Annotated in this window: 14 protein-coding genes and 1 tRNA gene; 6 read left to right on the top strand and 9 right to left on the bottom strand. The window is 63.5% G+C overall.

All coding sequences use genetic code 11. From position 1 onward, the window contains the following. Positions 1-53 precede the first annotated feature (53 nt). Positions 54-578 (top strand): oligoribonuclease, encoded by a 525-nt coding sequence (gene orn, locus F0311_RS12990; RefSeq protein WP_150462618.1) that lies wholly within the window; start codon positions 54-56, stop codon positions 576-578. A gap of 98 nt (positions 579-676) precedes the next feature. After that, positions 677-749: transfer RNA gene (locus F0311_RS12985), tRNA-His, on the top strand. Between the two features lie 156 nt (positions 750-905). Here the strand turns inward: F0311_RS12985 and F0311_RS19105 are convergent. Continuing rightward, on the bottom strand, positions 906-1,475 hold the full coding sequence (locus F0311_RS19105; protein WP_150462368.1) for a helix-turn-helix domain-containing protein: 570 nt from the start codon (positions 1,473-1,475) through the stop codon (positions 906-908). A 76-nt stretch (positions 1,476-1,551) separates the two neighbouring features. On the opposite strand from F0311_RS19105, the gene F0311_RS12975 reads away from it, so the two are divergent. Both F0311_RS12975 and F0311_RS12970 read left to right on the top strand, forming a co-directional pair. Continuing rightward, on the top strand, positions 1,552-2,286 hold the full coding sequence (locus F0311_RS12975) for an NYN domain-containing protein (protein WP_150462367.1): 735 nt from the start codon (positions 1,552-1,554) through the stop codon (positions 2,284-2,286). Between the two features lie 293 nt (positions 2,287-2,579). Beyond that, positions 2,580-4,439, top strand: a complete 1,860-nt coding sequence (locus F0311_RS12970; protein ID WP_150462366.1) for a hypothetical protein — start codon at positions 2,580-2,582, stop codon at positions 4,437-4,439. Between the two features lie 548 nt (positions 4,440-4,987). Here the strand turns inward: F0311_RS12970 and F0311_RS12965 are convergent. After that, the gene (locus tag F0311_RS12965) at positions 4,988-6,532 is read right to left on the bottom strand and encodes an MFS transporter (protein WP_150462365.1); all 1,545 of its coding nucleotides are present in this window, start codon (positions 6,530-6,532) and stop codon (positions 4,988-4,990) included. Positions 6,533-6,646: 114 nt separating this feature from the next. On the opposite strand from F0311_RS12965, the gene F0311_RS12960 reads away from it, so the two are divergent. Continuing rightward, positions 6,647-7,225 carry a TetR/AcrR family transcriptional regulator gene (locus tag F0311_RS12960; RefSeq protein ID WP_150462364.1) on the top strand — a complete coding sequence of 193 codons (579 nt, stop codon included), beginning with the start codon at positions 6,647-6,649 and terminating at the stop codon, positions 7,223-7,225. A gap of 100 nt (positions 7,226-7,325) precedes the next feature. On the opposite strand, the gene F0311_RS12955 is transcribed toward F0311_RS12960, so the two are convergent. From F0311_RS12955 to F0311_RS12935, 4 genes are all read right to left on the bottom strand, one after another. Continuing rightward, entirely contained in the window at positions 7,326-7,718 is a 393-nt protein-coding gene (locus tag F0311_RS12955) for a hypothetical protein (protein ID WP_150462363.1), read from the bottom strand. 119 nt (positions 7,719-7,837) lie between these two features. Then, complete coding sequence (locus F0311_RS12950; protein ID WP_150462362.1) at positions 7,838-8,551, bottom strand: hypothetical protein; 714 nt, start codon at positions 8,549-8,551, stop codon at positions 7,838-7,840. Next, entirely contained in the window at positions 8,544-8,873 is a 330-nt protein-coding gene (locus tag F0311_RS12945) for a helix-turn-helix domain-containing protein (protein ID WP_150462361.1), read from the bottom strand. Before F0311_RS12945 ends, F0311_RS12950 begins: the two co-directional genes overlap by 8 nt. Before the next feature lie 861 nt (positions 8,874-9,734). Then, positions 9,735-10,109, bottom strand: coding sequence for a VOC family protein (locus tag F0311_RS12935; RefSeq protein ID WP_150462360.1), 375 nt, complete (start codon positions 10,107-10,109; stop codon positions 9,735-9,737). Positions 10,110-10,175: 66 nt separating this feature from the next. Between F0311_RS12935 and F0311_RS12930 the strand changes: the two genes are divergently transcribed. Continuing rightward, the gene (locus F0311_RS12930; protein WP_150462359.1) at positions 10,176-10,742 is read left to right on the top strand and encodes a CGNR zinc finger domain-containing protein; all 567 of its coding nucleotides are present in this window, start codon (positions 10,176-10,178) and stop codon (positions 10,740-10,742) included. Between the two features lie 386 nt (positions 10,743-11,128). Here F0311_RS12930 and F0311_RS12925 read toward each other — a convergent pair whose 3' ends face one another. The 3 genes from F0311_RS12925 to F0311_RS12915 form a co-directional block, all read right to left on the bottom strand. Continuing rightward, on the bottom strand, positions 11,129-12,607 hold the full coding sequence (locus F0311_RS12925; protein ID WP_150462358.1) for a multicopper oxidase family protein: 1,479 nt from the start codon (positions 12,605-12,607) through the stop codon (positions 11,129-11,131). Between the two features lie 79 nt (positions 12,608-12,686). Further along, the gene (locus tag F0311_RS12920; RefSeq protein WP_150462357.1) at positions 12,687-13,157 is read right to left on the bottom strand and encodes a hypothetical protein; all 471 of its coding nucleotides are present in this window, start codon (positions 13,155-13,157) and stop codon (positions 12,687-12,689) included. Between the two features lie 171 nt (positions 13,158-13,328). Next, a complete protein-coding gene (locus tag F0311_RS12915; protein ID WP_150462356.1) occupies positions 13,329-13,964 on the bottom strand; it encodes a TetR/AcrR family transcriptional regulator in 636 nt (211 codons plus the stop codon). Between the last annotated feature and the right edge of the window lie 32 nt (positions 13,965-13,996).

The raw sequence follows: 13,996 nt of genomic DNA, 5'->3' as shown, positions 1-13,996 counted from the left end.
TGACTGAATCGACTGCTCAGAGCCCCGCAGCTGGGGGCGATTGGTCCGGCCGGATGGTGTGGATCGACTGTGAGATGACCGGACTGAATCCGGAGAAGGACGCGCTGATCGAGGTGGCCGCTCTGGTCACCGATTCTGACCTCAATGTGCTGGGCGAGGGTGTGGATGTGGTGATCCGCCCTGGCCCGGAGGCGCTGGCCGGGATGGAGAAGGTGGTGCGGGAGATGCATACCTCATCAGGCCTGCTGGCCGAGCTTGAGGACGGGATTGCCCTGGAATCTGCTGAGAAGAAGGTGCTGGAGTATGTGCAGACCTGGGTTCCTGAGGCTGGCAGAGCCCCGCTGGCGGGGAACACGGTGCATGCTGATAAGGCTTTCCTGCGGCTGGGGATGCCTGCTCTGACTCAATACCTGCACTACCGGATCATTGATGTGTCCACACTGAAGGAGCTGGCCAAGCGCTGGTATCCCCAGGTGCGAGCTTCGGCTCCTGAGAAGACCGGCAATCACCGGGCGCTGGGTGATATCCAGGACTCCATCACTGAGCTAAAGCACTACCGGGAGCACATGCTGCGCTGAACCTCTAACAGCACCGTGTGCAACTCGACGCTGCGGCACCGCAGATGTATGATGTATTGGTTGCTTTGCCCGGGGTTTGATCTCCTGAGAAGCACATGGTGGGCGTAGCTCAGCTGGTAGAGCATCGCGTTGTGGTCGCGAGGGTCGCGGGTTCAAGCCCCGTCGCTCACCCAGGCAACATTGCCCTCGGCTTTCGAGCCGGGGGCAATGTTTTTCACATATCCCCTGGTCAGACCCTGTTTCGATACTGGTGCACAACAGTGATCGACCCTCATGACTGCTCACGAAGAGCGCTACCTAAGTGGTGCGCAATGGTGATCCTCTCCCCTATTCCGAGCTTCGCTTGAGCGCCCGCAGCAACGTCGTGTGCGCAACACCAAGACGACGAGCGACCGCCCGAACACTCGCACCCTCAGAGATGACAGCACGAGTCGCCTGCACCTCGCTCTCACTGAGGGCCGTGACACGTACCCGGGTATTGACCCCAGCTTCCCGGAGCCGCTTTCGCAGAGTCTGAGCGTGGACACCGTGCTTCCGGGCAATCTCTGCCTGAGTCAAGCCATTGGCGTAGTCCACGACGAGCGGAAGAAGAACCGATGCTCTGGCCTTCTCTATCCCGGGTGAAACCGTGCGACGACTTTGCTTCGTCAATTCTCGTCGCGCAGTGGAGCCAGCACCGGAATTCGGTTCACCTGTAGATCGTCCTTGACGGTATCGGCAGCGCGACGACGTTAGCGAGTGGCCAGCGGCGAGGCTTTCCGTCAACTCGGGGTTTTGACGGATGTGTTCGATCAGCCGTGTCAGAGCAGGTGTTGGGCGCGAGAAAATGTCGACCAGCGACCTGCTCACCTCAGCTCCATCCTCAACGACATGCTTGTCAGGTCTGGCGGCATTCATATCGATATTCTCCGAGGCTTTGGCTGGAGTAGCTAATGGTCATCGTCTATCGGATGTTCCACGTACCATTACCAACATGCGAGTCGGGATCTACATAGACGGCTACAACCTCTACTACGGTGGTCGAGGCTTGTGCGGGCGCTCGACGCCTGGATGGCGTTGGCTCGATCTGCGATCGTTGGCGCACGGTCTCATCAGCACGCACTCTCGCTGGGAGAATTCGACGGTCGAAACGATTACCTACTGCACCGCAAGAGTGAGTGGAGCCAGTAACCCCGCCGGCCAGCGCGAACAGGATGTCTACCTGCGTGCACTGCAACGCTCCGGCTCTGTCACTCAAATCAGCTACGGCAACTACGTCGCTCGGGTCGCCACAGCACCGCTCGCGACCGCCGGCCGGAACGGCAAACCTGTCATCAGCAACCCTCAATGGCCGTTAATGGTGCAGGACGGAGCCGAGCAAGACGTCCCTGACGCCCGGTTCATGGCATCAGTCGCTCGCCGCGAAGAGAAAGGCTCCGATGTCAACGTCGCCTCACACCTGCTCATCGATATTCTCACCGACGCAGTAGACGCAGCTGTGGTCATCTCCAACGACAGCGACCTGTCCTACCCTGTCACCTACGCGCGTGATCAAGTGCCAATCGGACTCGTCAACCCCACGAAGGGCTATCGAGCCGGTAAGCTCGCTGGCGAGCACACCGATGGCGTGGGCGACCACTGGTGGTACCAGATGCAGCCTTCCGACTGGTATGAGCACCAGCTTCCACCAACCATCGCTCCGCGCATCACGAAGCCACCAGAGTGGTAGTCAAGCCTGTCAGACTGCTATGCTTCTTCCATACCACCCGGCCCCTCTGGGGCCGGGTTTTCTTTCGTCTCAGCGCTTCTGTTGGCCACACTGCTGCCTTCAGTACATGTGAGCCATAAGCGGCGGAAGGAGGAACGCATCACGGTGCGCTGCGGAGGAGCGAATCGAGTGTCAGCTAGACAGGCTGCGGCCGCTGCTGGGAGAACCGAGGGTGCATCAACGATTACGCGTCCTGTGACCAGTTGTGTCGGTCCTGTGGGCCACATTGACGCTGTTCCAGTTCGCGAGGAGAGATGAGCCTGCAAGTGAGTGAAGAGGACGAGGAAGTTCGAAGGGTTCAGTTCTTCGGCCCGAACGACTTAGCGGCAGGCGTGTTCGTCCAGCGGGCAGCCGATCTCGCTGAACAGTTCGACCCCGAGAACGCACCTACGAGCACTGTCGACATCCTCGAGCTGCATAACGTTCAGCAGTATCTTGAGCACGGCTTCTTGCCGCAGACCTACAACGAGGAACAGTACGCCCGGGCAAAGGCGCGCATCCCGCAGATTCGTGGTGCGGTCGCGCGGTTCTTCTCGGGCGTCGACGACACGAGTGTGGCGACCGTGATCGACGGTGTGGCAGAGGGCAGGTACGACTACCACGGAGACCTTCTCGAGCTCCTTGGTCGGAACAAGGCATACGAGCGCTGTGACGCCGCCACAGTCCTGCCTGCGCTCTCGGCGGCCGGGGTACATCTTGGCGAGATTCTCGGGTGCAAGAAGTTGGTTCAGGCCTACGACGCCGAGGTTCGCACGAAGTTGCTGACCTCGCCTCAGGGGGCGGAGCATGTGATGCGCAAGTACCTCCAAGAGGATGTGCGTGATGACATCCACCTTCCGCGGAGCTTCACCCCCGAAGACTCTCAAGTGCTTCTGGAGCAGTACATCGATGGTGAGGAGGCCAATCCGAACTATGTCGGACTGATCGCGTCTGCCAAGGAGACGCCAGCGGCAGGAATTGACGCGCGACTCAAGTTGCGCGCGAAGCGGCGTGACGAAGAATTGAGCTCGAAGTTCTTCAAGGACAACGACGGCATTAGGACCGGCTGCGAAGTGAGCATCGCTGATCAGGAAGAAGCGGCCGCCATGGAACTTGATAAGTCGGACGGCTTGGTGTGCCGCTACACGTACAGCCGACGTTGGCTTGAGGAAACTTGCGACAACCCCAGCATCTTGAACAACTTCATCAACCTGTTCGGGTTCGTCGACCGGAATGGGCTCTTGACTCTGCCGTCATACCCGGCGAGCCTTGGCGTGATGGAACGGTTCATGGGGACGCCAGGAAGGACCGAGTACAGGACCGGCACCGTGTTCTGGACGACCGACATGAGTTCGCTCCTCCAGATCCGCATGTACCATCACTTCTTAGAGTCCAAGGACATCGACCTGGAGCAGGTGATCTCCTGGTTTTTCGAGGAGTACCTCGTAGAGGAGTTCCGGGTCGAGAACTTCTCCTTCACCCCGTCTGGCGCCGGAGCTTCGTATCTTCAGAAGGTGCGGCATCTCTTCGCGGAGATGGAGAGCGTCGCGAGCCAGTTCAGCCTGTTCGCCAAAGACTGTGAACTCGACCGCGACCTGCTCGCCATGGGGTCGGAACAGGTTCGGTACAAGTACATACCAAGCCTTCTTGATGGCAAGTACCTCTACGCGACTGAGACCGACGAGATTACAAGCATCCTGAACCTGTTGTTCTCCGACCAGGCATCGGTGAACTACATCAGTAAAGAGCTGCGAGGTGACAACGGCGCGATGCTCCTGCTAAAGAACGAGGTCGCGTACGACGACTTCCACGACTACCAGAAGCCAGCGATCGACCATCTGATCAAACTCGGGATTGTTGATAACGACGGGACCAGGGTGCAGCTCGTCAACGTCGAGCAGTTTCGAATCCTGTCGGCCATCTTCAACACGCAGTGCGCGAACTACTTCCGTCTCTCGGACCGCGGACGCGCCGTTGCAGACGCGATGGTCGCCAAGGGTTGGGTGAAACGACAGTCGTCGCTGCTCTCTGGAGCCGAAGGAGAGTACTTCAACTACTTCCTCAACGCGGCTGATTTCAGCAACGGACCCCGCGTTGCGGAACAAGTATTCGCATGGGTCCCAGGACAACGCTGAAGGAGAAGACGCGCACTTCCACACTTACATGATCGCGTTGCGGCTGACCGTGGCCTTAGTCATCAAGATGAACGACGACTTCTGCCTCGCCGCCGCTGAGAAAGCTGCATAGGTGAGCGAGTTACCGTTGGCGATGGTGAGCTAGACGCCGTCCAGCTGCGATCTCAGAGCGCGTTCGAGCCTATCTGAATCTGATCGGCGCGCTTCATTCTGGGCGCTGTGCCGTTCGTTAGCAGACGTCGGCGGCGCTGTCACCAGCCCAGTGTCCCACGCACCGCGGCCCGTCGTGCAGAGGCTCTCGCCTCGAGCAGACGCGGTTCAAAGTTCTCGACGCCTCGCGCTCCGAGCCGCGCAAGGTCCGGCTCGGACGACTCAGCCAGTTCACGGCACACCTCCAAGTGCCGTTCGAGCCGTTCGTGGTCTTCGCCCCAATGCGTTCCGACCTTCCTCACGCAAGGTCAGGTGGATCGTGACGTCATCGGCACGGTTGCGAGCCGGCGGTCGGTACTCGTCGAGCGAAGCGCAGGAACACGCGGTTGGACGGCTTCTCATCGGTCGCGGCGTTGCGTTGGTGTGTCGTCGAGGCGAACGTTGCGCAGGGCTATGGTGACGGTCACCGCGGTGACCGTCAGGAGTACGGTGGCGATGCTCGCGGTCACGTTGATCCCGGCGGTGAAGGCATCGTGGGCGTGCGTGAGCAGTTCGGCAGCACGTGTCGGGAGTAGTGTTTCTGCGGCTGCGGTCGCGCCGCCGAGCGATCCGCTGGCGATGTCGGCAACTTCGGCTGGCACGCTGTCGGGCATGGTGTCGAGGATGCGATTGCGGTAGGCGGTGGTGGCGATGGTGCCCAGGACGGCTATGCCCAGTGCGCTACCGAGTTCGGTGCCGGTCTCATTGACACCGGTGGCGGCGCCGGCCTGTTCTCGGGGTGCGGCGGCGATCATCAGGTCATAGGCCAAAGTGGTGACCATGCCCATGCCGAAGTTGAGGATGCCGTAGCTGAGGAGCACTGTGGCCAGGGTGTCAGTGGCCTCTAGTCGGATGAACAAGGCAAAGCCGATCGCGGCGATCACAAGCCCAGTGCCGACGACGATTGCTGGGCGAAGATGGCGAACCACCCCGGTTGCCACAGCGATGCCGACCATGGTGGCAGCCACAACGGGGACCATCCACAGCGCGGTGACGAAGGGTCGGTAGCCGAGCACGAGCTGGAGGTGCTGGAAAGCGAGCATGCCCAAAGCGGCGCTGGACAGCGCCAGCATCGTGTTGGCCCCGATCGCCCCGGAGAAGGCTGGTCGGCGGAAGAGGGTGACGTCGATCAACGGGCTTGTCAGCCGGCGTTGGCGACGGACGAAAGCCGTCGCGGATACCAGTCCCACGATGCCTACCGCGATGGGCCCGAGGTTCCAGCCGTGCTCGGCAGTTTGCTTCAGTGCCCAGATCAGCGTGAGCACGGACGCCATGGCCAACGCCGCGCTGAACAAGTCGAGTCTGCCGGGTCGAGGGTCGGTGGACTCGGGCAGCAGCAGTGGTGCGAGTACCAGCAGCAGCGCAGCGACGGGGACGTTCACGAGAAACACCGAGCCCCACCAGAAGTGTTCGATGAGCAGACCTCCCAGCAGGGCTCCGAGCGGGAAACCGGCGCTCCACGAGGCCGCCCAGATGCCGATCGCCGTCCGAAGCTGCCGTTCGTCGCGAAAGAGCTGGCGCACCAGAGCCAGGGTGGTCGGAGCAAGTGTCGCCGCTCCGACACCGAGGAGTGCTCGCGCCGCGATCAGCATCTCGGCGCTGGTGGAGAAGGCGGCCAGCAGCGAGGCTCCGCCGAACACGACGGCGCCGATCATCAGGAGTCGCCGCCGGCCGATGCGATCTCCCAGGGTTCCAACGGTGATCAGCAGCCCGGCGAGCACGAAGCCGTAGATGTCCATGATCCACAGCAGTTGGCTGCCGGTGGGTTCCAGATCAGCGCTGATCCATGGCGCGGCCATGAACACCATCGATAGATCGGTCGCGGCCAGCAGAGCGGGTACGGCCAGGACAGCCAGCCCGATCCACTCCTTGCGTCCGGCACGGGCGGCGGCGTCGTCGGTCATGGTTCTCCAGGGTCAGACAAAAGATTAGGACGTTTGTATACTACGTGCGTATAAATCTCTGTCAAGACGTTCGTGTAAGACGTTCGTGTGATGGGTTCGGTAGAATGCCGAGTTATGGGACATCGCGAAGCACTGCTGGAGGGGGCGAAACGCTGCCTGTACGACAAGGGCTATGCCCGCACGACCGCGCGGGATCTTGTTGCGGCGTCGGGGACCAACCTGGGCTCGATCGGCTACCACTACGGAACCAAGGAAGCCCTCCTGGACGCCGCGCTGCTGTCCGCGGTCAGCGAAATGAACGCCGCCCTGCTTCAGCACACCCAGGACGAGCATGCCCGAGGCGCGTTCCCAGCCGCATGGCAACGGATCATCGACACCTTCGCCGAGTACCGGCCTCTGCTCATCGCCCAGGTCGAAGCCTGGGCGCAGGTCGAACGCTCACCCGAGCTGCGCGAGCGGCTCGCCGCGTTCCAGACCGAAGAACTGGCACGAGGAAGTGAGCACGCCCGCACGCTCCACCCCGCACTTGACGAGCCGACCGCCCGCGCGGTCACGGCAGTCACCAACATCTTGGCCGACGGGCTTGTCGTGCAATGGCTCATCGACCCCGACACCACTCCCACCGGGGCAGACATCGCCACCGGTCTACGAGCTCTCGCCGACGTCCTAGACGAAAATGATGAGCGAGACTGACACCGCGGGCATGAGGAGAAAGTGTGATGCCACGATGTGGCACCCGGCTGCCTCTAGGCCGCCGAGGATAGGAGCTATGGAGCGGGGTTCTGGCCTTGCATCACTGAATGACGCCTCGCGGCGTGCTTACGCTCTTGACGTTCGAGTAGATGCGCCTCTCATCGTGCAACGGCAGAGGCCTGAACCCTGCGATCCTGGCCTTCTGGTCCTGGATGTCTTGCCATCGATTCAGGGACTCCCGCAGCGTGGGGGTCGGTTCGACCGGCTTCACTTGCCGTTCCCGTGCGTCCGCCCAATCAGCAACGGCGAAGAGACGGTTCCAGGCATTGGTGGCGACGACCTCGTTGTCAAAGTTGACCAAAGTGCCGTGCATGATGCCGTTGCGGAATAGCTCGGTCACTTCGACCGTGTCCGTCTTGTAGAAACCTTTGACGAACGACTGGTGAGCGTGACTCAGACCCAAGTGATGCCCAGCCACGCTGTCCCAAGCCACCATGTCCTCACACCGCGCGCGGCAGCAGGAAACCGAGCAGCCTGAACGCAGCCATCTGCTGCTCCACCTCCTTGACAGAAGGAAGATCGCATGCCGAGCCGTATGGGCTCATGTGAGAACTACTCGCCATACCCAGAACCGTAGCTGGCGCCACTGACATTGTTGCCCGATCCGAGACTCAGGTGCTCCGGGCACAGCCCGTGCTGCAAACCCACCGTGTCATCAAGACGCGCCGCGCAACGAATGCAGGCCGCTCCCCGGAAGATGATGCTCGGCTGGTCAGGATCGGCCGGAACTGGAATCGCGCCATAGGCCTTGGAGTGGCGCGCGGCCAAGCGGGGATGTCGGCGGCCGAGCATCCGGTGGATCTCGGGTGCGGTGCGCGCCGGATTCCTCTGCACGGCTGCGAGCAGATCGATGCCTTCCTGGTAGGCCTGTTCGGTGAACCGTGACGCCATGAAGTAGTCAGGGTTCACCGCGCTCATCCCATATGCCGCGAGATCGTCGAAGGCGAAGTCGTCGACGTCGGTCGTGATGAGGTAGCGAGCTCCCGCGCGGATCGCGTCAGCCACCACCTGCCGATCCTCAAGGGTGCTGGTCAGCAGCCCTTCTGTGTTCGACGCAGTGGGTGACAGCTCGGTGCCGAGAATCTCCGTACGCACGAGGGAGGTTCTCGATGCCTGACCGCGTGCGTGTCGGTCGGCTTCGGCCTCGACGTGCTTCGACCATGTCCACCGCAGACTGTCTGCCCGCGCTCCGGCGATCAGCAGTGTGCGAGTGACGGGCGAGGCGAGCGCGTTGGCGTCCAGGAAGAGCAGCGCTGCTTCACTCACCGAACAGTTCGGCCTCGATGTCAGCCGCGGATGCCTCGGCCATGCGACGCATAAGCTCACGGCTGTACCGCTCGTACTCGCTCAGCGGGATGCGGTGGTGGGTGCCGACCTTGGTGGCCTGGATGTCGCCCTCGGCGATCCGGCGCAGCACCGTAGACCGCGACATCCCGAGCCGCCGGGCGACCTCCGCCGGGGTCAGCAGCTCCACACGGGTGGAGAAGTCGACGACCTCGCCGCGCTTCTTCGCCGAGTCCAGGAACGCGCGCACGCGCGCCCAGTCGTCGCTCGACAGGTGTGCCGGGTTCACGGTCATGCTCTCCATGCCTCCAGCGTACTCGACCGTGACCACTTACGCACGATCAAGTGTCCACGATGGCTGATCAGGTCCCCTCGCAGTAGCAGCTCGTTCGGGCTCCCAGTTCGCGCTGGCTTCGACCAGAACCCTCCGTACGGCCTTGCGGCTGACCCTCAGGCGTCGAGCGATCGCGCGCATCGAGACCCTGGCCCGGAACAAGCGAACCAGTCTCCGCCTTCTCGTCCACATCCAGCCCCGGGACCCGGCGCGGGGTGTTCCGACGACGCAGATGGGCGAACACCGTCGCCCGATGAATCCCGTACTTCTGCGCGAGCTCCTGAACGGTCGCACCCGCGAGGTAGTCCCCGACAAGACTGTCGATCTCGGAGGCCGTCAGAAATGTTTGAGCCGTCTCGATCCTCTGCACGATCGGACCCCGAACATCGTTCGAGGGAGGTCCGCTGGGGCGTCTCGCATCCCGATAGACGCCCCGATACCAGCGAGTTGCCAGGGTTTTCGTCCGAGGGGGAAAATTTGCGAACGTGTCACGTAGGGACCCCTATCGAATGAGGTTCGAACTTTCGACCAAGGGACCACTCTTGGACGGGGTTCGGGCCTCGTTCTCGTTGCGGGCGTTCTGCGCCCAGGTCAACGCGTCGGCCTGGGTCTCGGCGTCGCACAGGGCATCGAAGGGCCGGGCGTAGCCAACATGGATGTCGTTGTCCTCATCGACGTAGATCGTTGAGAAGAACGCCTGGTTGCACAGTCTGCGGTTTGCGTCGTCGCAGCGGGCTTAGATACCGGCGCAGTGCTCTCCAGCAGGTTCAGTGAGTCCTCCAAGTGCACCTGAGCTGCACTCTGACCGGCCATCGATCGTGCGCTGGCCGATCACGCTCGGCCAACGTTGTGATGCAACATACAGAACTCGTTACCCTCCGGGTCGGCCAGCACAACCCAACCATCATCACTGTCACCTCGGCAATCCTCGACAACGGTGGCGCCGAGGCCCAGCACTCTCTCGAGCTCATCGTCTCGCGGTGCGTCCGGGCGGAGGCAGACGTGCACGCGGTTCTTCACGGTCTTGGGCTCCGGCACTTGTTGGAAGTACAGGTTGATGCCGTTGCTCAGGGTGATCGCCGTCTCACGAGCACCAGGACCGTCCTCGCCGTCGACCGGGTCGCCGGTCACCGCGCTCCAGAACCGCGCCAGCCCATAAGGATCGGCACAGTCGAAGGCGATGTTGAACACGCTTGGAGAACTCATGACGGATCACGCTACTGAGCAGGCTGGTAACCTGTCAAATACTTTCACTGGTGTCAGGTGGTGACGATGACAGACAGGACTCCGGACCAGTTGTGGCTGGTCGAGTCGTTCCTGAACTCAATTGATGTCGACAGCGGCCAGGACGACCTCTACTCGGTGGGCCGCTTCCGGCGCTGGCTGCACGACCACCACCGGCCCGTTGCGGCGAAGGGCGTCTCTGAGGCTGACCTGGCACTCGCCCGGAAGATACGGGCAGGACTGCGGGAACTCCTCGGCGGTCACGGTGGTGATTCGCCGACGACGACGTCAGCAGACATCGATCGTCGGGCCAGCCTGACAGGAGCCTTGGGACAGGTCCCACTGCGTATGAGCATCGACAACGAGGGAATCGGGCTCGCCCCGGCCGCGACCGGCGTTGCCCATGTGCTCGGTGAGGTGCTCTCCGCCGTCGTGCTCGCCAACCACGAGGGAACCTGGCGCCGGCTCAAAAAGTGCCGTGCCGGCACCTGCCAAGCCGTCTTCTACGACCGGTCCAAGAACAGCTCCCGGCGCTGGTGCTCGATGGCGGCCTGCGGCAACCGGGACAAGATCCGCACTTACCGCGACCGACGTACGTCGAGGCCCCCGGAATGACATTGTGCCCATGCCCGGACGTTGATCAATTGAGCTGTACTCCGGACCTTGCTTACTTTGGCGGGCTACCAGCGGACACGAGCCCGTAGGATTCCCAGCCATGCGTCGGCCGGGGCGGTCGCGACGTCGGCGCATTCGGCCTCAGCGCGTCGAGAACTCCTGTGAAGGTGACCCGGGTAGCTGCCCTAGATCGAGTGTTAGCTTCGAATCTCAACTTTCGCGTCAATCAACGCAACTCGCACGACCTTGCGATCTACTCCCCTCCGCCGACCGACACGAGAAACTGCAGCACCATCCCGGGGCGAGTGCGATGAGTGCGCTGCGCTGGGCATACGGTTCAGCTCGCGCGGGCTCGACCTCGGCAGCTCGCGCTCGACCGACCGACATCAGTGATCGTGATCGCCCCCGACGACGGGCGGCAGGGGCACACGCTGTTGCCCTGGGGCGAGCACAACGAACTGGCCCATCATTCCGCGGTCTTCGTGCTGTAACAGATGGCAGTGGTACATCAACGGCACCTGCGGATCAGCGTGATCCGTGAACCGCACAGCGATGCGCACCGGCTGATCGGGCGGCGTATACACCGTGTCTTTCGGACCCGCCAGTTCCGGTGCCGGTGGCCGCCCGGCGATGTCGAGGACCTGGAACTGCACCCCGTGCACATGGAAGTTGTGCGGCGCGTTGTCGGTGTTCTCGATCTCCCAGATCTCCGAGGTGTTCACCGCGACATCGAAGTCGACCCGCGTCGCATCCATCGTCAGGCCGTTGATGCGGTCGTTGCGCAGGGTGAAGGAACGGTGCGCGGTGGGCTGGGAGTCGGCTTCCTCGCGCTCGGCAGCCAAGTGCGAGGGCAGCTGCGGCGAAGGCTCGAGCACGGGCGATGCACGCAGCAGTAGGACGTCGAGTTCGTCCCTTGCCCCCGCATCGACCGCTGCCCGGTCCGACACTCCGAGGTCATGCGGAAAGGAGCGCAGCGCGACGAGATCCGATGGGGCGGCGGTGACCACGATCTCGACGCGCTCCCCCGGGCTCACCAGGACGCGACGCAGCTCGAGGGGGGCGTCGAGCAAACCGCCGTCGCCGGCGATCACCACGAAGGCGCGGTCGTCGTCGAACCCGAACGCATAGCTTCGGGCGGTCGAGCCGTTGAGGATGCGAAGGCGCGTGCGTTCGGCTGTGAGCGTGAGCACGGGTCCGACCGTCCCGTTGACGAGCACCGTGGTGCCGAGCAGCCCGGCGTCGGTGCGCTCGCCCTCGATGAGCGAACCGTCATCGGCGAAGGTCTTATCCTGCACGATAAGCGGGATGTCGTCGACGCCGTACCGCGCCGGGAGAGGCAGAGCAGCGGCATAATCGTCGTCGACGAGGAGAAGGCCCGCAAGTCCTCGATAGACGTGCTGTTCGGTGCGACCGTGCGGGTGCGGGTGATACCAGAGAGTCGCGGCCTCCTGCTCCACCTTCCACTCCGGTGACCAGGACGTGCCAGGCTCTATCGGCTGGCGCGGCCCCCCGTCGGCGCTCGGCGGCAGATGCATGCCATGCCAGTGCAGCGAGGTCACCTCCGGCAACGCGTTGTGCACGTTCATCCGTATGGTCTCGCCGCGAGCCACACGCACGGTCGGGCCCAAGAAGGTGCCGTTGATGCCCCAGGTATCGGCTGTCCCGCCTGCGACCAGCGCGGTCTGACCGGAGCGCAGCTCGAGGTCGAAGACGCGCGCACCTCTGTTGAGCGTCGATGCCGCAAGCGGGGGGATGTGCAGGGGCTTGTCGAACGGCACGGCCCCGACCGTGTCGAGCAGCGGGCGGCGGCGCAGACTGCAGCCCAGTAGGCCGGTGCTCAGCGCTGCCGCGCCCGCAGTGAGCATGGCACGCCGACTGAAGGGCACTCCGGATGTCACCGTTGCGTGCCCTCCGGTCCGACTTCGGGCGAGGATAAGGCGCTGGTCATGAGGTTGCCACGGCGGCAGATCCGCGCCGGTGGCCAGTTCGACGTCGACGACCGAGGGGGCTGAAGGCGCCGACGACGAGGGCGGCGGCGAACAGTACGAGCGTGAGCCCCATGGGCAGGTGCAGGGCGAACAGCCCGGCGTGGCCGGCCTCCATCTGCAGCAGCCCGAGCACGTGCGACAGCACCGCGACGATGGGCAGCCAGCCCGCGCCGCCGCCGGGCTTCCACCACAGGATCGCGAGCACATCCTGCACGATCGCGACGCCGAGAAAGGCCGTGCCGACGAGCATATGCAGGTCGAGGGCGTTCCTGTCGCCCTCGAGGCTGAGGCCGGCCAGCACTGCCTGGCTGAGCAGCAGCACGGCGGAGACAACCACCACGATGCGGAAGAGCGGGCGGATGATCACCCCGCGGGCCCGCGGCGGGCGCACGCCGTCGCGGGCTGTCGAAAGGCTGTTCACGATCACCGTTATCTCATTTCATTAGTGTGTAGATCTAATCGTTAGTCACAGACTCTAACACTTCGCATCTCGATGCGCCAAGACGCTCGCAGCGGGTCTATGGAGCAGCGTTGAAGGCCGGGGGCCGACGCCCCTAAAAGGGGCGCCGTCGATCAGCGCTGCACGGAGCCCAGCAGCTCATCGCTGCCCGAAAGCGAGCATTCCGAGGGACTCGCGCAGCCAGGCCGCGTACGCGTCCAAACTCCAGCCCGCGCTTTCGACGAAGTGGAGATACGCTTCGGGGCCGGTGAGGTAGCCCAGCACATCGGCGGTGCGCTGCAGGTCCTCCGGCGCCACCAGCCCGCGTTCGACGAAGAGCTCCGCGCCCATACGCATGTCTCGTGCGCGACGCTGCTCGAGGTCGTCGTAGGCGGCGCGCGCCTGCGGGTCGGCATCGGCGGCCGCGCGCAGCGCGTGGATGATGCCCGCCGCTCGGCGATTGGCCTCGACCAGGAACTCGACATAGCGGTCAAGCAGGACGCCGGGATCGGGCTCGGCGACGATCGCAGCGATAGCAGGACGCTCGAGGAGGGAGTGCCTCCCCTCGTCGCCCGCGAAGGCGCGCTCGAACGCGGCGATCAGCAATGCCGATTTGGGCCCGGCCAGGTGAACCGACTGCACGGACACGCCAGCGCGCTGCGCGATCGCGCGCATCGGGGTCGCGGCGTATCCATCGCGGACGAACAGCTCCGCGGCCGCGTCGACGATCCGAGCGCGCGTCTGCGCGGCGTCGGCCGCGCGCAATGGAGAGGAATAGGAGCGTCTCCCGGCCATGACTCTCGCCTCCCCCCGATTCGCTATGATCA

Origin of the sequence: Nesterenkonia ebinurensis, from assembly GCF_008711175.1 — a bacterium.
Classification (GTDB): Bacteria; Actinomycetota; Actinomycetes; order Actinomycetales; family Micrococcaceae; genus Nesterenkonia; species Nesterenkonia ebinurensis.
This window is presented reverse-complemented; position numbering and strand designations above follow the sequence as displayed.